Origin of the sequence: Pseudarthrobacter sp. L19 (assembly GCF_050859435.1) — a bacterium.
GTDB lineage: Bacteria > Actinomycetota > Actinomycetes > Actinomycetales > Micrococcaceae > Arthrobacter.
On record NZ_CP193935.1, the window covers coordinates 360953 to 385393 of the forward strand.

The window sequence follows — 24441 nt, forward strand, 5'->3', positions numbered from 1 at the left end:
ACCTTCTGTGAGGAACTGGGGGTCAGGTCTCCGCCGCCGCTTTTCTACGCGGCATAGAAGTCTCTGCTGGGTCTATCTTAGCCCGGCGAAGAAGTCCGTTTCCGGCAGTTCCGCGGGCACGCGGGAGGTGATCAGCGAGTAGTCCTCCCACGGCCAGGTCTGCCGCTGCATCGCCGGGGAGACGGCGAAGAAGAAGCCTTCCGGGTCGATCTGCGTCCGGTGCGCGCGCAGGGCGTTGTCGCGGGCTTCGAAGTAGTCCCCGCAGTTGATCTGGGTGGTGGTTTCGTGGGTGGGCGCCGGCGGGGTGTGGCCCTCGGCGTCGGCCTCGAGCCAGGCGGCGATCCGCTCGGCGTAGGGCGACTGCAGGCCGGCCTCCTCCAGGGCGTAGTGCAGGGCTTTGAACCGTTCCGGGCTGAAGGCGCGGTCGTAGTAGAGCTTGCTGGGGGTCCACGCCTCCCCGGTACCCGGGTAGCGGTCCGGGTCGCCTGCGGCTTCGAAGGCCTCGACGGCGACGCGGTGGGCCATGATGTGGTCCGGGTGCGGGTAGCTCCGCCGTTCTCGTCGTAGCTGAGGATCACGTGCGGCTTGAAGGATCGGACCAGGCGGACCAGCGGCGCGGCGGCGCGTTCCAGCGGAAGCGTAGCGAAGGACCCGTCGGGCAGCGGCGGCAACGGGTCGCCCTCGGGCAGGCCGGAGTCCACGAAGCCCAGCCAGCGCTGCCGGATGCCCAGCACCTTGGCCGCGTTGGCCATCTCCAGCCGGCGGGCGCCGGCCATGTCCCGCTTGGGGTGCGGCGCGGACTCCATCTGGGGGTTCTGGATGTCGCCGCGGGAGCCGTCGGTGCAGGTGGCCACCAGGACGTCGACGCCGGCGGCGGCGTACATGGCCATGGTCGCGGCGCCCTTGCTGGATTCGTCGTCGGGGTGGGCGTGGACGGCGAGGAGCCGAAGCGGGGCGGACGGGCTGGGGGACGCTGTCATCGTCGGACGGCTCCTCTTTCTTCTCTGGGTGGTTCGAGCCGGGTGATTTCGGGCTGACCGATCCACACTAAACTGGACTGGTGACTTCCGAGGAGCAGCCTGCAGCACCCGCGCCGGCACCCACCAGCCTAGCCAATCGCTACGGCGGTCAAAAGCGCGCCCTTGGCGGCAGCTTCGGCAGGGCCGGGAGCACCGCCGGTACCACCGACGGACGCAAGCGCAGGCGCAACCTCCTGATCGCGGCACTGGCCGTCGCGGTGGCCTTCCTCGCCTGGGTGGCAACTTCCGCCGCCACCGGGTCCGTCAGCTTCAAGGACATCGGCTACAGCACCCCGGATGCCACCCTCGCGCAGTTGGACTTCCAGGTCACGAAGAACCCGGACAGCACCGCCGCCTGCGCCGTGAAGGCCCTTGATTCGAAGTTCGCGGTGGTCGGCTGGAAGGTCGTCACCATCGGCCCGAACGATGCCTCGGCCGGGACCGACGGCGGCCACACCACCGCCCAGCGGGTGACGCTGCGGACCGAATCTCAGGCGGTCTCCGCCGTCGTCGACAACTGCTGGCTGCCCTCCGCCAGCAAGTAACGCCCGCCAACGCGTGTGACGCAACGCGTAACACGGTGTGACCTGCGCCGCTCAGGTTCTTTGGTTTATCCACAGCATTGACTACAATGGATCAATACCTTAACCCCGCTGAGCTGGTTGCTGAGTTCCATAAGTGGCCACCGTGGCGGGGTCTTTGCTTGTTTGACCAGTTCGTTTGACCCGTTTTGTTTGACCAGCTTGTTTATCCACCAAAGGAGAAGTCCGTGTCGACCACCAACAGCGCAACTGCAGCTTGGCTTACCCAGGAAGCTTTTGACCGCCTGAAGGCAGAGCTGGACCACCTCTCCGGCGCCGGCCGGGCGGAAATCGTTCAGAAGATCGAAGCCGCCCGCCAGGAGGGCGACCTCAAGGAGAACGGTGGATACCACGCCGCCAAGGAGGAGCAGGGCAAGATTGAGGCCCGCATCCGCCAGCTGACCGTCCTGCTCCGCGACGCCCACGTGGGCGAGGCTCCCGCCGACGACGGAATCGTCGAACCGGGCATGATCGTCGTCGCGAGGATCGCCGGCGACGAGGAAACCTTCCTGCTGGGCTCCCGCGAGATCGCCGGCGACTCGGACCTGGACGTCTTCAGCGAGAAGTCCCCACTGGGCTCGGCCATCGTCGGCCACAAGGAGGGCGACAAGCTCAGCTACACCGCCCCGAACGGCAAGGACATCACCGTGGAGATCATCTCCGCGAAGCCCTACGTCGGCTAGCCAGCAACGGACGACGCCGGCCCTCCCCTCCCGGGGACGGGCCGGCGTCGGCGTTCTAACGCGTCGGTGTTCAAGGCGCCGGCGCTGAAGGGGTACGCCGGCGCAGCAGCAGCGCCGCCACCAGCCCGCCGGCGGCACCGCCCAGGTGCGCCTGCCAGGAGACGTAGCCGGCCACCGTGGGAAGCACCCCGAAGAGGATGCCGCCGTAGGCCAGGAACAGCACCACGGAGAGCAGGATCTGTCCCCAGTGCCGGTTCAAGAAGCCTCGCACCAGCAGGAAGGCGAACAGCCCAAACACCAGCCCGGACGCGCCCACCGTGATGTTGTAGCCGCCGATCAGCCACACCGTCAGCCCGGAGCCGAGCCAACTGGCGGCCATCGCGGTGAGGAAGACCCGCAGCCCGGACAGGAATACCAGGAAGCCGAAGATGATCAGCGGCAGGGTGTTGGAGAACAGGTGGGCCAGGCTGGCGTGCAGCAGCGGGAAGGTGAGGATGTCCACCAGGCCCTCGGGCGTGCGCGGCCGGAGCCCGAACACCCGGTTCAGTGAATGCAGCATGAGGGTATTGACGAACTCCACAGCGTAGAGGAACGCCACGAAGGACCCCACCACCGCCAGTCCCTGCCGGGCGCGGGCCGCGGTGGTGTCCCGGCGCCGCTCCCCTTCGGGCGCTTCCAGCACGGCGGCTGCCTAGTGCACCACGATCGGCTGGAACCCCTCGGCCCGGAGCGCGGCCAGGACCTGCTCGCCGTGCTCGTGGCCCTTGGTTTCCAGGTTGACCGTGATGGAGACGTCGCCCATGCTGATCGATCCGCCCACCCGGGTGTGGTCCAGGCCGGTGACGTTCGCGTCGTTCTCGGCGATGATCCGGGCGATGGTGGCCAGCGAACCGGGCCGGTCGTCCAGCATCATCCGCACGGTCATGTACCGGCCGGCGGCGGAGAGGCCGCGCTGGATGACCTTGAGCATGAGCATCGGGTCGATGTTGCCGCCGGAGAGCACGACGGCGGTGGTGCCGGGGTTCTCGATCTTGCCTTCCATCAGCGCGGCGACGCCCACGGCGCCGGCCGGTTCGACGACCATCTTGGCCCGTTCCAGCAGGAAGATCAGGGCCCGGGCGAGGGCGTCCTCGCTGACGGTGACGACGTCGTCCACGAGTTCCCGGATGATGCTGAAGGGCAGCTGGCCGGGGCGGCCGACGGCGATGCCGTCCGCCATGGTGGAGACCCGCTTCAGCGGGACCAGGGCGTCCGCGGCGAGGGAGGGCGGGTAGGCGGCCGCGTTCTCGGCCTGCACGCCGATGATGCGGATGGTGCGGCCCAGTTCCTTGGCGCGGGCCTTGACGGCGACGGCCACGCCGGCGAGCAGCCCCCGCCGCCGACGCCCATCAGGATGGTGTCCACGTGCGGGATCTGTTCGAGGATTTCCAATCCCACGGTGCCCTGCCCGGCCACGACGTCGACGTCGTCGAACGGGTGGACGAACACGGCGCCCGACTCGTCGGCGTAGCGCTTGGCTTCGGCGAGTGCCTCGTCGACGTTGTGGCCGTGGAGCACCACCTCGGCGCCGTGGCTGCGCGTGGCGGCGAGCTTGGGCAGCGCGACGCCCAGCGGCATGTAGATCCTGGCCTTGATGCCGAGGGCCTTCGCGGCGACGGCGACGCCCTGGGCGTGGTTGCCGGCCGAGGCCGCCACGACGCCTCGCTGCTTCTCGGCCGCGGAGAGTTTGGCCATCCGGACGTAGGCGCCGCGGACCTTGAACGAGCCGGCGCGCTGGAGGTTCTCGCACTTGAAGTAGACCTCGCCGCCCACCAGGCCGCCGAGGGCCCGGGAGGACTCCACCGGGGTCCGGGTAATAATCCCGTCGAGCAGCTTCTGCGCCTCCAGGACATCGTCCAATGTGACGGGAAGGGTCTCGAGGGTATTCACGAACTAGTCTCCTTTTAGGGTTCCTGCGTCGGCGCGAGGGTGGCTTTCCTGCCCGTCGCCCGGGGTGTTGCCGGCGCCGGCCGGGGCGGAAAGGCCCGGATGGTTGGCGGCTGCCAGCTCTCCATCATGTTCCCACGTTCTGGCCGCGATGTACCGAACGGCCGAGTTTGCTACGGCGAGGATCGGGACGGAGAACAGCGCGCCGGGGATGCCGGCCAGGTAGGAGCCGGCGGCGACGGAGAGGATGACGGCCACGGGGTGCAGGGAGACGGCCTTGCCCATCACCAGCGGCTGCAGGATGTGGCCTTCGAGCTGCTGGACCAGGAGCACGATGCCGATCATGATCAGCGCGTTGACCAGGCCGTTGGCCACCAGGGCCAGCAGCACGGCGATGGCACCGGTGACCAGCGCGCCGACCACCGGGATGAAGGAGCCGATGAAGACCAGGACGCCCAGCGGCAGCGCGAGCGGCACCCCGATGATCGCGGCGCCGACGCCGATGCCGAGGGCGTCGACGAAGGCGACGAACATCTGGATCCGGGTGTAGCTGACCATCGAGGTCCAGCCGCGCCGGCCGGCGCCGTTGACCGCCGGGCGGGCCTTCCGTGGCATCAGCCGGACCAGGAAGCGCCAGATCCGCTCGCCTTCGAGCAGGAAGAAGATGGTAACGAAGAGGGCGATGAGCAGACCTGCGGCGAAGTGGCCGGCGGTGCTGCCGAAGGTCAGGGCCCCGCTGACGATGCTGCTGCTGTTCTTCTGCAGCGCGGCGGTGGCTTCCTCGATATAGGTGTCGATCTGCGCAGCGGTCAGGTGCAGCGGACCCTCGGAGAGCCAGGTCTGGACCTGCTGGACGCCGGTGAGCGCCTGGCCCCAGAGTTCGCCGAAGCCCGACGTCAGCTGGCGGCCCACCAAGGCCAGGGCGCCGGCGATCACGCCGATGAAACCCAGCAGGGTGATGGCGACGGCGAGGCCGTTGGGGACCTTGCGCCGCCGGAGCCAGCGGGTGACCGGGCTGAGCAGCCCGGCGAGGAGGGCGGCGACCATGATCGGGATGATGAGGAAGCTGATCTTGCTCAGCAGCCAGATCAGCGCGCCGGAGACCAGCAGGATCAGGCCGATCCGCCACGCCCAGGACGCGGCGATCCGGACGCCGTAGGGGATGTCTTCGTCCAGTTCGCGGTCGGTGCGGGCCCGCGGCCCGGTTCCGGCTGGGGCGGTCCCCTCCCCCGGAGTTCCCGTCGTTACCGGCACTCCCGCCGGCGCGGCGGACAGTGCGGGATCTGCGTAGCCCGGGAGGGCGCTTCCGGGGCGGTCGTCGGGACCGGTGGTGCCGGTCGGAAGGGTGGGGCGGGCGTCATCAGCTGGCGTCATTACCCCATAATTCCCTAGCTTGCCTAGGAAAGGAAACGCTAGCCGCCCAGCGTGGCGCGGATCCCCCAGGTCATGGAGAACTCCTCGCCGGCGGCGAGCCAGCGCAGCCCGTCGCCGGTGTTGAACGCGTTTGCCGGGCCGGTCATCGGTTCCAGGGCCACGGCGCGGTCCAGCCCGGGCAGCCGGTCGGTGACGAAGACGTGGACGTAGCGGCAGTGCTCGTCCTGCCAGAGCGTGACGCTGCGCCCGTCGGGGGCGTGCAGCGTGCTGCCGGCCTCGCCGCCGTCGAACTCCAGGTCCGTGTAGGCGCTGTCCAGGTCCAGGTCTCCGGCGATGCGCCCGGCGCGAAGATCGTAGTCTCCGGCCACGGGCTCGGTGCCGCGCGGGATCTGGCGTTCGTCGGTGACCAGGCGGGTGCCGCCGGAGACGGTGACCGTGAGGTCCTCGGTGGGAACGTCGCCGATCCGCAGGTAGGGGTGCGCGCCCAGCACGAAGGGGCCGAGTCCCGGCCGTCGTTGATGAGGGCCTGACGCACGGTCAGTCCCAGGTCCTCGCCGAGGGAGTACCGGACCCGGTGCCGGAGCAGGAACGGGTAGCCGTGCTGCGGGAAGACCGCGGCCTCGAGCGTGACGGAGAATTCATCCTCATCCACCAGGGCGTAGCCGGCGTTGCGGAGCAGGCCGTGGCTGGCGTTGTTGTAGCTGACCTCGGTGATATCCAGCTGGAGTTTCTTCCCGTCGAGGTACCAGATCCCGTCCTCGATCCGGTTGGCCCACGGGGCGAGCATGATGCCGGCGGCGCCCGGGGCGATCTCGTCGTCGGCGTAGGTCTCGGTCAGTGCCACGCCCGCGCGGCTGTAGAGCCGGACGCCGCCGGCGAGTTCGGTGATGACGGCGAGCGCGTCGCCGCGCCGCAGTTCATACTGCCGGCCGGTGGCATAGCGGCGGGCCTCGGAGTCGGCGGCTGCGGGGCCGGTTTCGGCGGAGCCAGCGGCTGAGGAGGTGTCGGCGGGGGCAGAGGCGGTCGGTTCCATGGCACCACCGTACCCAACCCGCGGGCTCCCCTCCTAGCGCGCCTTTCAGGTGCTGCGATAAAGCCCTGATAGACGAAACGGGCCCCGCCGTGAGGCGGGACCCGTTTCCAACTACTTCGACGGCTGGCGACCATGTCGCCCGAATCGGGCGTCGTGTCAGTCGTCGCCGCGCAGGATGGCCAGCAGGCGGATGATCTCCACATACAGCCACACCAGGGTGACGGTCAGGCCGAAGGCTGCGGTCCAGGAGAAGCGCTGCGGGGCACCGGCGCGGACGCCGGCCTCGATGCTGGTGAAGTCCATGATCAGCGAGAACGCGGCCAGGCCGATGGCCAGCAGGCCGATGAAGACACCCAGCGGGATGCCGAAGATTTCGACGGAGGTACGGAGACCGAACGGGGACTGCACGGCACCGGTCCACATCATCACCATGTTGATCAGCGCGAAGACGGCGTAGCCGATCAGGGCGATCATGAAGAAGCGCATGGCCCTGGGCGTGGCGCGGACCTTGCCGCTCTTGAACAGCACCAAGGTCACGGCGAAGACGGAGAGGGTGCCGATGACGGCCTGCAGGCCGACGCCGGGGAACATGCCGTCGAGGATCCGGGTCAGGCCGCCGAGGAACAGGCCCTCGAGGGCGGCGTACGCCAGGATCAGCGCCGGGGAGGGCTGCTTCTTGAAGGTGTTGACCAGCGCCAGGACGAATCCGCCCAGCGCGCCGACCAGCATCAGCATCGAGGCCAGGCCCTGCGCGACGACGAGTGTCACGGCGGCGCCGGCGATCACGGCGGCGAGGCAGGCGGCGGTCTTCATGATGACGTCGTCGAACGTCATCCGGCCCGCGTCGGCAGGCCCGGCGGCCGGACGGTTGTACAGGTCCTGCAGCTGCTCGCTGCTCATGGCCTGCTGGCCCGCGTTCCAGCCGGCCTGCTGGCCGTACTGGGGCTGACCGTAGTTCTGGCCATAGGGTGCCTGACCGTAGTTCTGGCCATAACCCTGGCCGTACGCCTGCGGGGCCGGCGGTGCCTGGGTGGCTCCACGGAAGTTCTTTCCGTTGAAGATCGGATTTCCGCCAAGTGCCATTGCTGGTGTCCTCCAAATAAGGGGGTTGAGTGATGAACTGCGGTGGAGCTCGGTAGTTTCCACGCTACCAATTCCCACGGCCCGCAGGCAGGGTTAGTTCCCGCCGTCGGGCGTCGCAACCCAACCGTGACCTCCCCCGCACGTCCCATACGGGGATTGTTTAGGACGCATGGAGATCAACAAAAGTTTTCATTAGCTGAACTAATTGGATACCTGCGTCCAGCTTCACGGTTGTTATGTGATCGCGACGTAATACCTGCTCGGAGCGGCAATTAGCGCCCCCCGGGGGCGGTAACATGAGCCCAACGGGGTGACGGACATCACAACCAGCTTCACCATCAGCTCCATCGCATCGCACCACCGGCTCCACCCGTCCCCCGAACGTTCGCAGCGGTTGCAACGGCGCAACCCAGACCATCCCCACGTGGAGGTTTTCACCTTTGAGAAGCACAACACGAGGCCTGCCCCCGCGGCGCCGCGGCAGAATCATGACAGCTGTAGGCGGGGTCTTCGCCGCCGTCGCAGCCCTTCTGCTCATCGTCGCGCCGGCATCGCAGGCCACGACCCCATCGCCGACACCATCCCCGTCGAGCACCAACTTCCAGAACAGCATCAGCGGCTTCCTCCGCGGTGACGACAGGGCGCCGCTGGCCGGCGTCACCATCACCGCCAAGGGCGAGAACTTCACCGGCACCACCAAGTCGGCCGCCAACGGATCCTGGAACATCGGCGTCCCCACCCAGGGCACCTACGAAGTCGAGCTGGACACCAAGACCCTGCCGGAGGGCGTCAAGCTCGCCGAGGGCCAGGAAAACCCCCGCAAGGTCACGTTCAGTCAGACTTCCAACCTCTCCGTGGTCTTCGCCTTCGGTAAGGGCATCGTGGTCCAGCAGCAGGACTTCGGCCAGAACCTGATCAACCGCCTCGTCGCCGGCCTGAGCTTCGGCCTGCTGCTGGCCCTGGCGTCCGTTGGCCTGTCACTGATCTTCGGCACCACCGGCCTGACCAACTTCGCCCACGGCGAGATGGTCACCCTCGGGGCCGTCCTGGTCTTCGCCTTCAACGCCATGAACCTGCCGTTCTGGCTCGCGATCATCCTGGCCCTCCTGGGCGGCGGCCTCTTCGGCTACGTCCAGGACGCAGGGCTCTGGAAGCCGCTGCGTCGCCGCGGGACCGGCCTGGTTCCGATGATGATCGTCAGCATCGGCCTGGCCCTGGCGGTCCGGTACGTCATCCAGTTCTACTTCGGCGGCGCCACCCAGCAGCTGCCGTTCGCGCAGAGCGCCGAGATCCAGATCGGCCCGATCTCCATCTCGCCGAACAACCTGTGGTCCCTGCTGATCAGCGTGATCGTGATCGCCGTCCTCGGCGTCGTGCTGCTGAAGACCCGCCTGGGCAAGGCCACCCGTGCGGTGGCCGACAACCCCGCCCTCGCCGCGGCCTCCGGCATCGACGTCGACTCCGTGATCCGCATCGTCTGGGTCACCGGCGGCATGCTGGCCTCCCTCGGCGGCATCCTCTGGGCCTACTACCGGCCGGGCGTCACGTTCGACATGGGATCCCAGATCCTGCTGCTCATCTTCGCCGGCGTCACCCTGGGCGGCCTCGGCACCGTGTGGGGCGCACTCTTCGGCTCCATCATCGTCGGTATCTTCGTGGAGCTCACCACCGTGTTCGGCCTCGCCGCCGACCTCAAGTACGTGGGAGCCCTCTTCATCATGATCGTTGTCCTCTTGTTCCGGCCCCAGGGCATCCTGGGCCGCCGCGAGCGCGTGGGTTAGGAGACAAACATGGACTTCGGATTCATTCTTTCCAGCGCTGCCGGAGAAATCTTCAGCCCGACGACGGCGGCGTACGCACTCGCCGCGCTCGGCCTGGCGGTGCACTTCGGCTACTCGGGCCTGCTGAACTTCGGCCAGGCCGGCTTCATGGCGGTGGGGGCCTACGGCTTCGCCATCTCCACCCTGAGCTTCCACGTGCCGTTCTTCGTGGGCCTGCTGATCGCCGTCGTCTGCTCGGCGATCTTCGCCTTGCTGCTCGGCATTCCCACTCTGCGGCTGCGGGCCGACTACCTGGCCATCGTCACGATCGCGGCCGCGGAAATCGTCCGCTACATCGTCACCACCAACCAGCTGACCTCGGTCACCGGTTCGGCGAACGGCCTGGCCGCCTTCGAGGGCGACTTCTACGCCATGAACCCGTTCCCCGAGGGCTCCTACTTCGGCATGAACAACCGCGACTTCTTCATCCGGGTCGCCGGCTGGGCCCTCGTGATCGTGTGCTGCGTCCTCGTCTGGCTGCTGATGCGCAGCCCGTGGGGCCGCGTCCTCAAGGGAATCCGTGAGGACGAGAACGCCGTCCGCTCCCTCGGCAAGAACGTCTACGCCTACAAGATGCAGGCATTGGTCATCGGCGGCGTCCTCGGCGCCCTCGCCGGCATGGTCTTCACGCTCCCCCGCGGTGCGGTGCAGCCGGCCAACTACGGCACCGAGCTGACGTTCTTCCTCTACACCTGCCTGCTGCTCGGCGGCCTCGGCACCGTGCTGGGACCGGTCGTCGGCGCCATGATCTTCTGGGTGGTGCTGTCCCTGACCCAGGGCGTGCTCTACGGACTGATCGAGTCCGGCGCCGTCACCTGGCTGAACACGGTCCAGGCCGGTCAGCTGCGCTACATCCTGGTAGGCATCGCCCTGATGCTGCTGATGATCTTCAGGCCGCAGGGCGTCTTTGGCAATAAGAAGGAGCTGGCGTTCGCATGAGCATGCACAGCGAAGAACCCAAGGCCGGCGCCGGCACCAGCGGCCGACGCCGAGACCATCGACTACATGACGGACTCCCGTCCGATCGCGGCCGGGGAGATCGCGCCCGGCTGCAAGAAGCGGGACCCGATCGTGGTGGCGGAGAACGTCACCCGCAGCTTCGGCGGCATCAACGCCGTCGACGTCGAATACCTGGAAATCCCAAGGCACAAGATCACCGCCCTGATCGGCCCTAACGGCGCCGGCAAGACCACCCTCTTCAACCTGCTGACCGGTTTCGATACACCGAACACCGGCAAGTGGCAGTTCGAGGGCAACAGCCTGGCCGGCGTCTCCTCCTACAAGGTGGCGCGGATGGGCATGGTCCGCACCTTCCAGCTGACCAAGGTCATGGGCAAGCTCACCGTCATGGAGAACATGCGCCTCGGCGCCTCCAACCAGTCCGGCGAGAAGCTCTACAAGGCGCTGTTCAAGGGCATCTGGGGCGGCGAGGAGAAGCGCATCACCGAGCAGGCCGAGGTGCTGCTGCAGAAGTTCAAGCTGGACGCCAAGAAGGACGACTACGCGGCGTCCCTCTCCGGCGGCCAGCGCAAGCTCCTGGAGATGGCCCGTTCCCTCATGGTCCGGCCCAAGCTGGTCATGCTGGACGAGCCGATGGCAGGCGTGAACCCGGCGCTGACGCAGTCGCTGCTGGACCACATCAAGAACCTCAAGGCCGAGGGCATGACCGTGTTGTTCGTCGAGCACGACATGCACATGGTCCGCCACATCGCCGACTGGGTGGTGGTCATGGCCGAGGGCAAGATCGTCGCCGAGGGCCCGCCCGCCGAGGTGATGAAGAACCCGGCCGTGATCGACGCCTACCTGGGCGCCCACCACGACGTCGACCTCGGCGACTCCGAGGGCATCAAGGAGCTCGCCGCCGAGCTCGAGGCCGACGACGAATCGATCGTCGGCACCGAGAACGCCGGCATCATCTCCTCCGATGTGATCGCGACGGAAACCGCCGACGCCGGCACCGCACCCGCTGCGGGTGCGGCGCACGGGCGGCGGAGCGCCGAGGAGCCGAACCATGGCGAACAGCCGCCCAGCACAGTGAAGGACGCAGAATGAGCGCCACGAGCCCCGCCCCCGCCGCGCAGAGCGGATTCGACGGCGACTCGGTCGTCAAGGTCACCAACCTGGTGGCCGGTTACATCCCGGGCGTCAACATCCTCAACGGGTGCAGCATCGAGGCCCGCAAGGGTGAACTGATCGGCATCATCGGGCCGAACGGCGCCGGCAAGTCGACCCTGCTCAAGGCCATGTTCGGCCTGGTCAAGGTCCACTCCGGCTCCGTGGTGGTCCGAGGCCAGGACATCACCGGGCTGAAGGCGAACAAGCTGGTCACCAAGGGCGTCGGTTTCGTCCCGCAGACCAACAACGTCTTCGCGGCCCTGACCATCGAAGAGAACCTGCAGATGGGCATGTTCCAGCGGCCCAAGGACTTCGCCAAGCGGTTCGAGTTCGTGGCGGACCTCTTCCCGGAGCTGGCGAAGCGGCGGGCCCAGCGCGCCGGCTCCCTCTCCGGTGGCGAACGCCAGATGGTCGCCATGGGCCGGGCCCTGATGATGGACCCGGCGGTGCTGCTGCTCGATGAGCCCTCGGCCGGACTCTCCCCGTCAAGCAGGACGAGACCTTCCTGCGGGTCCACGAGATCAACCGGGCCGGCGTCTCCGTGATCATGGTCGAACAGAACGCCCGCCGCTGCCTGCAGATCTGCGACCGCGGCTACGTCCTGGACCAGGGCAAGGACGCGTACACCGGTACCGGCCGGGAACTGATGAAGGATCCCAAGGTCATCCAGCTCTATCTGGGCACCCTGGCCGACACCGTCGAGTAGTTCCGGGCTCACCCCTCCGAAGGGTCGTCACCGCATCGGTGGCGGCCCTTCGCCGTTTCCCTGGGGTCTCCTCTCCCGGCTCCGACTCCGGACGCAGGCACTTGCTCGGCGCCTGCGCTCCTCCCTCCCGGACGGCCCCGCCCCTCGCAAGCTCGGGCAGGGAACCCTGCCGCCGTGGGCCCAACGCAACAACGGCGCTTTCGCAAGCGGACTGCCCCCGTGTCGCCGCCGACATCCCTCCGCGCACCTTCGTCCGCCCGGCGTCGAGGTTCCGCGCCGGAATCGGACCGACGCACCCCGGACCCGGCATGCGCCTGTCCGAAACCCCAGCGCAAATCCAAAACCGTCGCGGCAGCACCCCGCCCCGCAAACGCAGGAAACCCCCGCCCAAATGGACGGGGGTTTCCTGCGTGTCAGTCAGAGGCGGGCCTTAGAGCTTGCCGAACTCTTCCTTGACGGGCTTGTAGCTGTTGTCATCCTGGTACTCGTAGATGCCGATGTAGGCTTCCGTCGGGTCACCGGCGTCGGAGAACGTTACGGGGCCGGACTGGCCGTCGTAGTCGATGTCCTTGCCGTTGCGGAGCAGGGTGACGCAGGTGGCGAAGCTGTTGCACTTCTCGCCGCCTTCGGAGACGTCCTTGAGGTGCTTGGCAATCTCCGTGCCCTTGGTGCTCTTGGCTTCCTCGGCGGCCAGGGCGACCAGGTTCACGGCGTCGTAGGACTCGCCTGCGTAGCTGTAATCCTTCAGCGCCGGGTCGATGCCGAGCAGCTTCTTCTTGAAGTCGTCCTTGGCGAAGGTACCGGGGATGGTGCCCTGGGCGCCCTTCAGGGTGCCAGCCTTGAAGTCCTTGCTGTAGTCGGACATGTTGCCGTCCACCATGAAGATCTGCGTGGGCTTGACGCCCTTGCCGGTGATCAGCGGAACGATGCTCTTGGCCTGGTCGAAGGTGATCAGTGCGATCGCGTCCGGCTTGGCGGCGAGGACCTTGTCCACCTGGCTGCTGAACTGCGAGTCACCCTCGTTGAAGAGTTCCTGCGCCACAACCTTGCCGCCGGCGGCCTCAACCGCGGACTGGATGTTCTTGGCCAGACCCGTGCCGTAGGCGTCGTTGAGGACGATCATGCCGACGGTCTGGGCGCCACAGGTGGTCATGTAGTTACCCAGGACCTTGCCCTGCAGGACGTCGGAGGGAGCGGTGCGCCAGTAGAGGCCCTTGTCGTCCCAGGTGGTGAAGTCCGGCGAGGTGTTGGCCGGGGAGAACTGGATGACGCCCGCGCCGGTGATCTGGTTGATCACGGTCTTGGAGACACCGGAGGAGGCGGCGCCGATGATGGCGCTGACACCCTGGCCGAGGAGGGCGGTGGTGGACTGCGTGGCGATGTCGGTCTTGGTGTCGCCGGAGTCGCGGTGGATGACCTCGACCGGCTTGCCCAGGACGCCGCCGGCGTCGTTGATTTCCTTGATGCCGAGGTTCACGCCGGCGATTTCCGGCGGGCCGAGGAACGCGAGCGAACCGGTGGTCGGCAGCAGCGAACCGATCTTCAACGGGGTATCCGTGGTGGTCGAGGAAGCGGGCACGGAGCCTGCGGCGCTGGCCGAGCTGCTGGCAGCCGCGGAGGAGCTGGGAGCCGGGCAGGAAATGCCGCCGGCCTGGCTGGAAGCCGAAGCCGAGCCGGAGCCGCTGGACGAGGGCGTGGACGAACCGCCACAAGCCGTAGCCAGAAGGGCGACGCCGATGCTAAGCGCGGTGAGCTTAGCAATGCGCGGCGCCGCCTGGGGGAGTGAAGTCATAGAGAGGTCTCCTCGATCGAAAGGTGCGAACGGCCTTTGACGCGAAAGATCAGGTGTTCCTGATTTAGCTTCAAGCTAGTGCAATTTCAGCCCGAAAATAAGTGACTACGGTCACATCCTTATAACACTCGTTGCCTAGGGGGAATCAGGACCCCAAACCGCCCCCAAACCCCTCCCGGAGCCGCGACAGACCGCCGAACGGCAGCCCTTGGGATGACACAAAGCCGCCCCGGCCCTTCACATAGGAAGGGCCGGGGCGGCGACGGGGTACCCCAGGTGGGACTCGAACCCACAACACGCGGATTTTAAGTCCGATGCCTCTGCCAATTGGGCTACTGGGGCGCCGGACAATCGTATCGTGCCGGCACGCCCTAACCGTGGCCGCCGGCGGCGTCGAAGGGCGCCGCGTACCGGAAGGTGCCGTTCACTCCCCCGGGCCAAAGCGCCAGCGGCAGCAGCTGGAAGTACTCGCCCCACGCCGGGTCCGGCGGCTGCACGCCGAGGGAGGTGGAGGGAACGAAGCCGAACCGGGCGTAGTACTCAGGGCTGCCGAGGAGGGCGATGCCCCGCTCCCCCGCGGCGTTGGCCCGGCTGATGGTCTCCTTCATCAGGGCCGAGCCGATGCCGTGGCGCTGCAGCCGCGGCGTCACGCCCAGCGGGCCGAGCCCCAGCAGCTCCAGCTCCCCCACCCGGCCGCGGGTGCTGATCACGTGGCCCACGATCTCGCCGTCGAGCTCGGCGACGACGCTGAACGCCGGCAGGTACTCCCCGCACTCGAACAGGGCCGCCAGCAGCCCCACCTCCTCGGGTTCACCCTCGACCGGCTCCCCGGTGACCGGCGAGATCGCAAACGCCGCGCGGGTCAGCTCCAGCAGGGCGGGGCGGTCCCCCGGCTGTTCGTCGCGCAGCACCAGCCGCGGCTCCGGGGCCGGGGTACCGCCGCTGGCGGACCGGCTGGCGGCGGACAGTTCGTGGAGCACCTCGAGGGCACGTTCGGCGTCGGGAACGGGGACAAGCAGGTGGTCGTGGTGGAATCCGGCCAGGACCTTGACGCCGATCTTCGCCTCGGCCAGGGCGGCGCTGATGGCGGCGGTCAGCCCGGCGGCCCCGTCCGCGGAAGGGACCTGGGCGGTGATCCAGGCCGCCGCATGGTCATACGTCAGGTCCTGGGCGTCGGCGTCGGCGCGGGGCAGCACCACGGTCAGCCCGTCGGCTTCGCGGACGGCGGCGGCGATGTGGCCGCCCAGCGGCCTGCCCTCGGGCCAGCGGACGTAGACGTACTCGCCTTCGCGGACCGCCGGGTGCATCGAGGCGAGCAGGGCATGCAGGTCTTTCTCGGCTGGGGTCATGGCCCCAGTCTAGGCACGCGACCATAGCCCGGGGCCAGGAGTGCGTCCGCCACCAGCGGGACAACGACGACGGCGGCCGCTCCCCTGCGTGGGGAACGGCCGCCGTCGTGGTTACTGCGGGTGGACTACTTGGCGTCCGCCGGCTTGGGGGCCGGGGTGGCTGCGGCGACGAATGCGCCGCGCGGGTTGTCCAGGTCCATCAGCTGGGTGGTGTCGCGGCCCAGGAAGAGCTGCCAGAACCAGCCGGAGATCACGCGGATCTTGCGCTCGACCGTGGGCATCGCCAGGCCGTGGTAGCCACGGTGGGCAAGCCAGGCCAGCGGGCCCTTGAGGCCGATGCGGCCGATCAGGTTGATGTTGGCCACGCCCTTCCATTCACCGAAGCCGGCGACGGCGCCCAGGTTCTTGTGCTTGTAGTCCTTGAGCTCCTTGCCCCAGCGGGAGGCCCACAGGTTCTTGGCGAGGCGCTTGGCCTGGCGCAGCGCGTGCTGGGCGTTGGGGACGCAGGTGCCGTCCGGGAGGCCCTTGCCCGTGAGGTCGGGCACGGCCGCAACGTCACCGGCGGCCCAGGCGTTCTCGATGATGCCTTCGTCGCCGGCGATGCGCAGGTCCGGGAGGACGCGCACGCGACCGCGGGGCTCGAGCGGGAAGTCGGTGGAGCGGACCATCGGGTTGGCCTGCACGCCGGCGGTCCAGACGAGGGTGTCCGACTCGAACTCCTGCGCGGGGGTCTTGTCCGGCAGGTTGATCAGCTTGATGGCGCCCTCGGCGTTGTCCAGCGAGGTGTTCAGCAGCACCTCGATACCGCGGCTGCGCAGGTGCTCGACGACCCACTCGGCCTGCTGGGCGGTGACCTCGGGCATGATGCGGCCCATGGCCTCGACCAGCACGAAGCGGATTTCTTCCTGCTTGACGCGCGGGTTCTTCTTGACCGCGGCGCGGGCCAGGTCTTCCATCTCGGTGATGCACTCGATGCCGGCGAAGCCGCCGCCGACGACGACGAAGGTCAGGGCGCGGGCGCGCTCCGCCGGGTCGGTCATCAGGGAGCCGGTCTCGATCCGCTCGAGGACACCGTTGCGCAGAGCGACGGCTTCCTCGATGGTCTTGAGGCCGATGCCCTTGTCCGCGAGGCCCTTGATCGGGAAGGTGCGGGTGATGGCACCGGCGGCCAGGACGACGTCGAAGTACGGGATCTCGAAGTTCTCACCGCCGTCGGCCGGGGCGACCACGGCGGTGCGGTTGGCGTGATCGATCGAGAGGACGCGGCCCTCGATGAGCTCGGTCTGGGTCAGGTGCCGGCGGTGCGAAACGACCGCGTGGCGTGCCTCGATGTTGCCGCCGGCAACCTCAGGCAGGAACGGCTGGTAGGTCATGTAGGGCAGCGGGTCGACGACGGTGACGATGCCACCGGCGTTTGCGATCTTCTTCTGCAGTTTGAGGGCTACGTACAGGCCGACGTACCCGCCGCCGACGACGAGTACCCTGGGACGGTCCTGGAGCTGAGGAGTGGTTGCCATGGGTCCAGAATACCGCACTTTGTGAAAACCTTCACTAACTATTCGGGGCTGTGACGTCGTCCGGCTCCGGGACCGTTGCGGCGGTCTCCGGGGCGCTCCCCCGGACCGCCCGGCGGAGCTGGATGGCCGCCCCCGCGATGATGCAGACGATCAATCCGCCGAAGCCCAGGACCACCATCGCGGGCACGGCGGTGTCCGCCGGGGACGGGGCCTGGGCCACCGGAACCGAGGGCTCCGGCAGGGCCGCGGCGGCGCTGGAGGGCGGTGGCGCCGCGGCCGGCGCCGAGGTCGCCGGGATGCCCCGCCGGTGCACGCGGATCCAGTCGGAGATGGTGCCGAGCGGGTTGACCGTGGTTTCGGGGACGTCGGCCTTCAGCGCCGCCTCGGCGTTGAGCACGCCGTAGCCGTAGAGCGGGTCCTTGCCCGGGGCGCCGGCGTCCTTGGCGGTGCTGACGATCCGGTTGATCACCTGGCTGGCGGTCATGTCCGGCCACTTGGAGCGGATCAGGGCGGCGACGCCGGCGACGATCGGGGTGGCGCCGGACGTGCCGGCCCACTCGGCGTAGCCGCCGCCGGGCAGGCCGCCGATGAGGTTCTCGGCCGGGGCGGCGACGCCGATGCTGATGCCCTGGGAAGAGGAGTCGATGCTGGCGGCGCCCTTCCGGTCCAGGCCAGCCACGGTCAGCACACCGGGAATGGTGGCCGGGGCGCCGACCTGGACGTTGCCGCCCACGCGGTTGCCGGCCGCCGCGACGATGACGACGTCCTTCTGTTCGGCATAGAGGAACGCCGCGTCCCAGCTCTGCGGCCATTCCGGGGAGGTGCTGCCGAGGGAGATGTTGATGACCCGGGCACCGTTGTCCACGGCCCAGCGGACGGCGGCCGGGATCTGGTCCTGGTCGCTCTTGCCGCCGGGATTGGCCGAGCCCAGCCAGGTAGAGACGGAGAGGATCTGGGCCTCGGGGGCGACGCCGACGATCCCGTCCGGTCCCGGCCCGGAGGCGGTGGGGCTCGGGCTGGGTGAGGGCGCGTCGGTGGCAGGGGCCGGCTGGTGGCCGCGGCCGGCGAGCATGGTGGCCACGAGGGTGCCGTGTTCGGGCTTGGCCCCGATGCTCTTCTGACCGTCGGGCGCCCCGGCACCGGAGATGTCCGTTCCGCCGGCCAGCGCCCCGGCGAGGTCGGCGTGCTTGCCGTCCACGCCGCTGTCGATCACGGCCACCTTCACGCCGGCACCCTTGGAGACCTCCCAGGCCTTGGTGATGCCGGATTCGGCGAGCCAGTATTCCTTGTCCCGCGTGCTGTCGGCGACGGCGGCCGGGGCCACCGTCAGGGTGGCTGCGGCACTGGCGCCGGCGAGGGCCACGGCAATCAGGGCTGAGACGGTCCGGCTCAGCCGGGCTGGTGCTCTGGTCATTCGGGTCCAATCGGCGCTTCGACTGCCGGAGCCGCAGCGAGGCGCGCGGCGCTAGCTGATGCTCAGGGCAATTCCGTCAAGAATATCGTGTTCGCTGGTCACGGCCGTGGTGATGACACCGCCGGTGGCCTCCGCCATCCGTTCGGCGATCCGGCGCCACACGAGCCCGCCGGCGCCGATCACGTCCACGCGGCCCGGGTGCATGTAGGGCAGCGCGGCCCGGTTGTCCCGCGGCATGTCCAGCAGCGAGGTACAGGCGGCGCGCACGGCGTCCAGTCCCAGCTCGGTGCCGTGGATGGCGTCCGCGGAGTATTCCGGCAGCTTCAGGGCGTGGGCGGTGATGGTGGTGACGGAGCCCGCGACGCCGATTAGGGCGGTGGCCCGTTCCAGCGGCACGGTCCGGGCGGCCTCGTCGATGGCGGCGTCGACGTCGGCGGTGGCGGCGGCGACCTGGTCCGCGGTGGGCGGGTCGGCCTTGAGGTGCCGCTCGGTCATGCGGACGCAGCCGACGTCGACCGAGCGGGCGGCGATGACGCCGTCGGCGTTGCCGAGGACGAATTCGGTGCTGCCACCGCCGAGGTCGACGACGAGGACGGGGTCGGTCCCGCGGAAGGGCAGTACGCTGCTGGCGCCGGCGAAGGATAGTGCGGCCTCCTCGTCGCCGGAGATGACCTCGGGCTCGACGCCGAGCAAGTCGCGCACGCCGTCGATGAAGACCTGGCGGTTCTTGGCGTCTCGGGTGGCCGAGGTGGCGACGAAGCGCACGCTCGTGGCGTCGTGCCGGCGGATCAGCTCAGCGTAGTCGGCGGTGGCGGCGAGGGTGCGCTCGAGGGCCTCGGGGGCGAACTCCCCCGTGGCATCGACGCCCTGACCCAGGCGGACCACGCGCATCTCACGGACGATGTCGGTGAGCTTGGGCGCGTCCGGATCGCTGGTGTCGACGTCGGCGATCAGCAGGCGGATGGAGTTGGTGCCGCAGTCGATGGCGGCGACGCGGCTCACTGGGCTGCCCCGTCGGTCGCGCCGGCTACAGAGGCATCGGGGGTGTCGGAGCTCTCGGCCCGGTTCTTGCGCACGGGTGCCGGCCGGCCGACGATGTCGGGCAGGCCCTGCGGGCCGTGGCGGCTGAGGTCCCGGCTGGGGGCCTCGCCGTCGGTGTCCCAGGCGCCGTCGCAGTAGCAACGGTCCCGCGTCCACCATTCGGCGATCGCGTCGATGGCCTCGTCGCCGAGAGGGTTGACGCCGGGGCCGGCGGCCAGGGAGTGGCCCACCAGGACGTGCAGGCATTTTACCCGGGTGGGCATCCCGCCGGCGGAGACGCCATCGATCTCGGGGACCGGGCCGGTGCCCGAGCGTTCGCCGATCTCGGCGCGGGACTGCAGGTAGGCCTCGTGGGCGGAGCGGTACCGGTCCGCGAGCTCCCCGTCGCCGACGAGCCGGTCGTTCATCTCGTTCATCAGGCCGGCCGCTTCGAGCCGGGACACGGCCGAGGTGATGACCGGGTGCGTCAAGTAGAAGGTGGTGGGAAACGGGGTGCCGTTGCTCAGCCGCGGGGAGGTAGCGGCGACCAGCGGGTTGCCGCAGACGCAGCGGGCGGGGATCTCGACGACGTCGCGCACCGGCCGGCCCAGCTGGCGGCTGAGGACGTCGAGGTCCCGGGCCGTCGGGGTGCGGTGGTCCGCGGCGGGGCCGTCGGTTCCGGACTGGGGGGCGTCCACTCGGTTCTGGTCCACGGGTGCGGCACCTTCCTGCCCTGTTGGGAGGACCGGGTCCGGTGCTCCGGCGGCGGGCGCCGCTTTTAGTCTGTTGCTGATCGGCGGATGGATTCCCAGAGGGAATCCACCCACGGCAGGGTTTCCTGGCTGTCGCCGCTGGTCGCGGCGGCGCCGGTGGCCGGGGTGTCGGCAGGAATGTCGCTGCCGAACACCCAGTACCCGGTTTCGCCGGGCATAACCATGTTAATCCGGTCGCGGGCCTGCTGTTTGACGAAGTTGGGGTCCTGCCAGCGTGAAATCTGCCGCTTCAGGTCCGCCTGCTTGGCCTGGCTGGCGGTGATGTCCGCCTGGAGGCCGGCGATTTCGGACCGCTTCTCGAGGAAGATCTTGACCGTGGGGGCCAGCAGGATGGTGATGGCCACCATGACCAGGGCCAGCGCCAGCATCCGGCCGGAGAAGGCCTTGGCGGGGACGGGGTCGGTGGAGTCCACGGCGCGCTCGACGACGGGCCTGCTGCCCGGCGTCGTGGCGGACGAGCCTTTGGAGGCACCGGAAGCGGTGCCCTTGGCGGCCGGGCCTTTGGGGTTGCCGGGAGCGGTGCCCGACGAAGCTGCGCCCGCTTTCGCGGCGGCGGTTGCGCCGGTGGCGCCGGATGCAGCGCGGCCCGCGGCGGCGTGTGCGGTGCGGCCTGCACCCGGTCCGGGGACCTGCGCGGGGGCGTGGGCCTGGCGGGATCCGCCGAAGTCGGCCCGGATCACGTCGCCGCCGTCGGGCTCCCCGGCCGGCGGCCGGTACAGTGGCGGCCGGCGCGGCTGCCCTGGGAACTTTGGGACGGCGGGTTGCCATGTCACTCCTTCACAACTGGCCGGCACATTGGCCGGACCGGGGGCCAGTTACGGCCGGCCAAAACAGAACCGGTGGCCATGGTTCTTTCCACCATAGCCACCGGTCACTGGTTTTTGCGGGTACTAGCCCTTGAAACGCGGGAAGGCGCTGCGGCCGGCGTAGCGTGCGGCGTCGTCGAGCTCCTCCTCGATGCGCAGGAGCTGGTTGTACTTGGCAACGCGCTCGGAGCGGGCCGGGGCGCCGGTCTTGATCTGGCCGGCGTTGGTGGCCACGGCGATGTCCGCGATGGTGGTGTCCTCGGTCTCGCCGGAGCGGTGCGAGGTGATGGTGGTGTACCCGTTGCGCTGGGCCAGGGAGACGGCGTCCAGGGTCTCGGTCAGCGAACCGATCTGGTTGACCTTGACCAGCAGGGAGTTGGCGGTCTTGGCGTCGATGCCGGTCTGCAGGCGCTCCGGGTTGGTGACGAAGAGGTCGTCGCCGACGATCTGGACCTTGTCGCCGATGCTGTCGGTGAGGGTCTTCCAGCCCTCCCAGTCGTTCTCGTCCAGCGGGTCCTCGATGGAAACCAGCGGGTAGTCGGCGACCAGTTCGGCGTAGTAGGCGCTCATCTCGGCGGAGCTCAGGGTCTTGCCCTCGAACTCGTAGGAGCCGTTCTTGAAGAACTCGGAGGAGGCGACGTCCAGGGCCAGGGCCACGTCCTTGCCGGGGGTGTAGCCGGCGTTCTTGATGGCTTCCTGGATCAGGTCCAGGGCGGCGCGGTTGGAGGGCAGGTTCGGGGCGAAGCCGCCCTCGTCGCCCAGGCCGGTGGCCAGACCCTTGGACTGCAGCACGGCCTTGAGCGCGTGGTAGACCTCAACGCCCCAGCGGAGGCCCTCGGAGAAGGTCTCGGCGCCCAGCGGGACAACCATGAATTCCTGGATGTCGACGTCGGAGTCGGCGTGCGAGCCGCCGTTGAGGATGTTCATCAGCGGCACGGGCAGGACGTGGGCGTTCGGGCCGCCCAGGTACTTGTACAGCGGCAGGTCGGCGGAGGCGGCGGCGGCGTTGGCCACGGCCAGGGAGACGCCCAGGATGGCGTTGGCGCCGAGCTTGCCCTTGTTGGCGGTGCCGTCGAGGTCGATCATGGCCTGGTCGATGCTGCGCTGGTCCGTGGCGTCGAAGCCGATCAGGGCCGGGGCGATCTGGTCGATGACGGCGTCGACTGCCTTCTGGACACCCTTGCCGAGGTAGCGGCCCTTGTCGCCGTCGCGCAGTTCCACCGCCTCGTGCTCGCCGGTGGAGGCGCCGGAGGGAACCGCCGCGCGGCCGATCTGGCCGTCGGAGAGCAGGACTTCAACTTCTACGGTCGGGTTGCCGCGGGAATCGAGGATCTCGCGGGCGTGGATGGCATCGATAAGCGCCATGGAATGCTCCTTTGGGTGAAGCGGTGTGTTGGGTATCTGACTGCTGGAATCTCAGGGGGTGGTCAAGCCGTCGTGGACGTCCTCGTCACCCCCTAGCCTAGTCCAGAGGGGCCGGGGTTACGGAAAGTTATTAAGTCCCGGCTACGTCCCGGGCAGGGGCTCGCCGGCGGCGGGTTCCGGCCGTGCGGTCCCGCCCGTAGCGGCGGCCTGGAAGCGGCGGTTGGCCGCCCGGAGCGCCCGTTCGGCGTCAAGCCCTCGGGCCCGGGCGGCGGCCACCATGGCGAACAGGGCCTCGCCCAGTTCCTCCTCGGTGTGGGGACCGGGCTCGGTGGCGGGTTCGGTGGCGGTTCCGCCTGGTGCGGGCACGACGGCGGGCGGCCGGGCAGGCAGGCCGGCCCGGTCCGCGCGGTCGAGCAGCTTCTGTGTCCGGGCCAGGGCGGGCAGCCCGGCCGGGACGCCGTCGAAGGCGTGGCCGATCCCGGACCTCTCCGCCCGCTTCACCGCATCCCAGGTCTGCACGATCTCCTCCACCGTCGCGGGGAAGGTGTCCTGCAGGGTGCCGTCGGGACGGAAGACGTGCGGGTTGCGGCGGATCATCTTCTCCCGCAGCCCGCGGGCGACGTCGTCGAAGTCGAAGGCCCCGCGTTCCTCGGCCAGCCGGGCGTGCAGCACCACTTGGAGCAGCACGTCGCCCAGCTCGGCGCGGAGTTCGGCGTCACCGTGCCCGCCCTCGATGGTTTCCGCCGTCTCGAAGGCCTCCTCGAGGAGGTACTCCACCAGGGAGTCGTGGGTAAGGGCGCCCATCCAGGGGCAGTGGTCGCGCAGGCTGGCAATTACCCCTACCAGCGCGACCACCGCCCCGGAAGGGTCGGCCTCGGGGTTGCTAGCCAAGGTCGGCGTAGGCCTCGTTGATGTATTCGACCAGGGCTTCCTTCTCCTCCAGCGGGAGGAAGGCGGCCTCGGCGGCGTTGAGGGTGAGTTCCAGCAGGTCGTCGAGGTCGTAGTCGAAGGTTTCCACCAGCAGTTCGAACTCGTCGGTAAGGGTCACGCCGCTCATCAGCCGGTTGTCGGTGTTGATGGTGACGTTGAAGCCCAGCTGGTAGAGCATGTCCACGGGGTGGCTCTCGATGCCCTCGCCGAAGCCGGAGATTGCGCCGGTCTGCAGGTTGGAGGACGGGCAGATTTCCAGGGCGATGCCCCGGTCCCGTACCCAGCCGGCGAGGTCGCCGAGGGTGACCATGCCGATGGTGTCGGGAACCTCGTCGCCCTCGGTCCCGTCGCTCTCTGCTTCTTCGAATTCGATGGTGACGTCCTCGGCGATCCGGACGCCGTGGCCCAGGCGCAGGGCGCGGCCGTCCACCAGGGCCGACTGGATGCTTTCCAGGCCGGCCGCCTCGCCGGCGTGCACGGTGGCCGGGAAGTTGTGCTGGGCCAGGTAGGTGAAGGCGTCCTTGAACCGGGAGGGCAGGAAGCCGTCCTCGGCACCGGCGATGTCGAAGCCGACGGCGCCCTGGTGGCGGTGGCGGACGGCGAGTTCGGCGATTTCCTGGCTGCGGTCGGCGTGACGCATAGCGGTGATCAGCTGGCCCACCTGGATCTCGCGGCCGGTCTCGGAGACGGCCTCGACGCCGGCGTCGAGCCCGGCCTGGACCGCCTCGACGACCTCGTCCAGGGTCAGGCCCCGCTGCAGGTGCTGCTCGGGTGCCCAGCGCACTTCGCCGTAGACGACGCCGTCGTCGGCGAGGTCCTCAACGAATTCCTTGGCGACCCGAAAGAGGCCTTCCTTGGTCTGCATCACGGCGATGGTGTGGTCGAAGGTCTCGAGGTAGCGGACCAGCGAGCCGGAGTCGGCGGATTCCCGGAACCACTCCCCCAGCGCCACGGGATCGGTGGAGGGCAGGGTGTGCCCGACCTCGGCGGCCAGGTCGATGATGGTGGCCGGACGCAGTCCGCCGTCCAGGTGGTCGTGGAGGGAAACCTTCGGCAGGACCTTCAGGTCGAACTCGAGGTCAGGGGCATCGTCAGCAATAGTCTCAGTCACGCTCCCACCATAGGGTCGGACGGC

General features: G+C 68.9%; 18 protein-coding genes, 1 tRNA gene and 4 pseudogenes. 6 read left to right on the forward strand and 17 right to left on the reverse strand.

All coding sequences use genetic code 11. The features are described 5' to 3' along the window. Positions 1 to 72: 72 nt before the first annotated feature. A pseudogene (gene mca, locus ACRQ5B_RS01610) lies at positions 73 to 980 on the reverse strand (mycothiol conjugate amidase Mca). Positions 981 to 1060: 80 nt separating this feature from the next. Here mca and ACRQ5B_RS01615 point away from each other — a divergent pair. Both ACRQ5B_RS01615 and greA read left to right on the forward strand, forming a co-directional pair. Next, positions 1061 to 1564 (forward strand): DUF4307 domain-containing protein, encoded by a 504-nt coding sequence (locus tag ACRQ5B_RS01615; protein ID WP_412882419.1) that lies wholly within the window; start codon positions 1061 to 1063, stop codon positions 1562 to 1564. 224 nt (positions 1565 to 1788) lie between these two features. Then, a complete protein-coding gene (gene greA, locus ACRQ5B_RS01620; RefSeq protein ID WP_432396277.1) occupies positions 1789 to 2283 on the forward strand; it encodes a transcription elongation factor GreA in 495 nt (164 codons plus the stop codon). A gap of 70 nt (positions 2284 to 2353) precedes the next feature. On the opposite strand, the gene ACRQ5B_RS01625 is transcribed toward greA, so the two are convergent. The 5 genes and pseudogenes from ACRQ5B_RS01625 to ACRQ5B_RS01645 all read right to left on the reverse strand — a co-directional run bounded on the left by ACRQ5B_RS01625 (position 2354) and on the right by ACRQ5B_RS01645 (position 7699). Beyond that, positions 2354 to 2965, reverse strand: a complete 612-nt coding sequence (locus tag ACRQ5B_RS01625; protein WP_432396280.1) for a rhomboid family intramembrane serine protease — start codon at positions 2963 to 2965, stop codon at positions 2354 to 2356. Between the two features lie 9 nt (positions 2966 to 2974). Then, positions 2975 to 4212, reverse strand: a pseudogene (gene ilvA / locus ACRQ5B_RS01630) (threonine ammonia-lyase). Positions 4213 to 4215: 3 nt separating this feature from the next. After that, positions 4216 to 5583 carry an AI-2E family transporter gene (locus ACRQ5B_RS01635; RefSeq protein WP_432396283.1) on the reverse strand — a complete coding sequence of 456 codons (1368 nt, stop codon included), beginning with the start codon at positions 5581 to 5583 and terminating at the stop codon, positions 4216 to 4218. A 38-nt stretch (positions 5584 to 5621) separates the two neighbouring features. After that, positions 5622 to 6616, reverse strand: a pseudogene (locus tag ACRQ5B_RS01640) (aldose 1-epimerase family protein). Positions 6617 to 6772: 156 nt separating this feature from the next. Next, the gene (locus ACRQ5B_RS01645; protein ID WP_432396286.1) at positions 6773 to 7699 is read right to left on the reverse strand and encodes a Bax inhibitor-1/YccA family protein; all 927 of its coding nucleotides are present in this window, start codon (positions 7697 to 7699) and stop codon (positions 6773 to 6775) included. Between the two features lie 488 nt (positions 7700 to 8187). Between ACRQ5B_RS01645 and ACRQ5B_RS01650 the strand changes: the two genes are divergently transcribed. The 4 genes and pseudogenes from ACRQ5B_RS01650 to ACRQ5B_RS01665 all read left to right on the forward strand — a co-directional run bounded on the left by ACRQ5B_RS01650 (position 8188) and on the right by ACRQ5B_RS01665 (position 12340). After that, a complete protein-coding gene (locus ACRQ5B_RS01650) occupies positions 8188 to 9480 on the forward strand; it encodes a branched-chain amino acid ABC transporter permease (RefSeq protein WP_432396289.1) in 1293 nt (430 codons plus the stop codon). 9 nt (positions 9481 to 9489) lie between these two features. Beyond that, the gene (locus ACRQ5B_RS01655) at positions 9490 to 10458 is read left to right on the forward strand and encodes a branched-chain amino acid ABC transporter permease (protein WP_290258564.1); all 969 of its coding nucleotides are present in this window, start codon (positions 9490 to 9492) and stop codon (positions 10456 to 10458) included. A 66-nt stretch (positions 10459 to 10524) separates the two neighbouring features. Then, positions 10525 to 11571 (forward strand): ABC transporter ATP-binding protein, encoded by a 1047-nt coding sequence (locus ACRQ5B_RS01660; RefSeq protein WP_432396293.1) that lies wholly within the window; start codon positions 10525 to 10527, stop codon positions 11569 to 11571. Then, a pseudogene (locus tag ACRQ5B_RS01665) lies at positions 11568 to 12340 on the forward strand (ABC transporter ATP-binding protein). The gene ACRQ5B_RS01660 and the pseudogene ACRQ5B_RS01665 overlap by 4 nt, the downstream one beginning before the upstream one ends. Positions 12341 to 12770: 430 nt before the next feature. Here the strand turns inward: ACRQ5B_RS01665 and ACRQ5B_RS01670 are convergent. The 11 genes from ACRQ5B_RS01670 to ACRQ5B_RS01720 all read right to left on the reverse strand — a co-directional run bounded on the left by ACRQ5B_RS01670 (position 12771) and on the right by ACRQ5B_RS01720 (position 24417). Further along, a complete protein-coding gene (locus ACRQ5B_RS01670; protein WP_412882411.1) occupies positions 12771 to 14132 on the reverse strand; it encodes an ABC transporter substrate-binding protein in 1362 nt (453 codons plus the stop codon). A gap of 268 nt (positions 14133 to 14400) precedes the next feature. Further along, a tRNA-Leu gene (locus ACRQ5B_RS01675) sits at positions 14401 to 14474 on the reverse strand. 29 nt (positions 14475 to 14503) lie between these two features. Next, on the reverse strand, positions 14504 to 15481 hold the full coding sequence (locus tag ACRQ5B_RS01680) for an ACT domain-containing protein (protein WP_432396297.1): 978 nt from the start codon (positions 15479 to 15481) through the stop codon (positions 14504 to 14506). A 125-nt stretch (positions 15482 to 15606) separates the two neighbouring features. Further along, entirely contained in the window at positions 15607 to 16998 is a 1392-nt protein-coding gene (locus tag ACRQ5B_RS01685) for an NAD(P)/FAD-dependent oxidoreductase (RefSeq protein ID WP_432396300.1), read from the reverse strand. A gap of 34 nt (positions 16999 to 17032) precedes the next feature. Beyond that, positions 17033 to 18412, reverse strand: a complete 1380-nt coding sequence (locus ACRQ5B_RS01690) for a S8 family serine peptidase (RefSeq protein ID WP_432396303.1) — start codon at positions 18410 to 18412, stop codon at positions 17033 to 17035. A 51-nt stretch (positions 18413 to 18463) separates the two neighbouring features. Next, positions 18464 to 19414, reverse strand: coding sequence for an exopolyphosphatase (locus ACRQ5B_RS01695; RefSeq protein ID WP_432396305.1), 951 nt, complete (start codon positions 19412 to 19414; stop codon positions 18464 to 18466). Further along, the gene (locus ACRQ5B_RS01700) at positions 19411 to 20145 is read right to left on the reverse strand and encodes a DUF501 domain-containing protein (RefSeq protein ID WP_432396308.1); all 735 of its coding nucleotides are present in this window, start codon (positions 20143 to 20145) and stop codon (positions 19411 to 19413) included. The genes ACRQ5B_RS01695 and ACRQ5B_RS01700 overlap by 4 nt, the downstream gene beginning before the upstream one ends. Before the next feature lie 65 nt (positions 20146 to 20210). Next, positions 20211 to 20885 (reverse strand): FtsB family cell division protein, encoded by a 675-nt coding sequence (locus ACRQ5B_RS01705; RefSeq protein WP_432396311.1) that lies wholly within the window; start codon positions 20883 to 20885, stop codon positions 20211 to 20213. A 210-nt stretch (positions 20886 to 21095) separates the two neighbouring features. After that, the gene (gene eno / locus ACRQ5B_RS01710) at positions 21096 to 22376 is read right to left on the reverse strand and encodes a phosphopyruvate hydratase (protein ID WP_364136802.1); all 1281 of its coding nucleotides are present in this window, start codon (positions 22374 to 22376) and stop codon (positions 21096 to 21098) included. A gap of 141 nt (positions 22377 to 22517) precedes the next feature. After that, positions 22518 to 23267, reverse strand: coding sequence for a MazG nucleotide pyrophosphohydrolase domain-containing protein (locus ACRQ5B_RS01715; protein ID WP_432396315.1), 750 nt, complete (start codon positions 23265 to 23267; stop codon positions 22518 to 22520). Beyond that, on the reverse strand, positions 23260 to 24417 hold the full coding sequence (locus ACRQ5B_RS01720; protein ID WP_412882404.1) for an adenosine deaminase: 1158 nt from the start codon (positions 24415 to 24417) through the stop codon (positions 23260 to 23262). The genes ACRQ5B_RS01715 and ACRQ5B_RS01720 overlap by 8 nt, the downstream gene beginning before the upstream one ends. Positions 24418 to 24441: the final 24 nt, after the last annotated feature.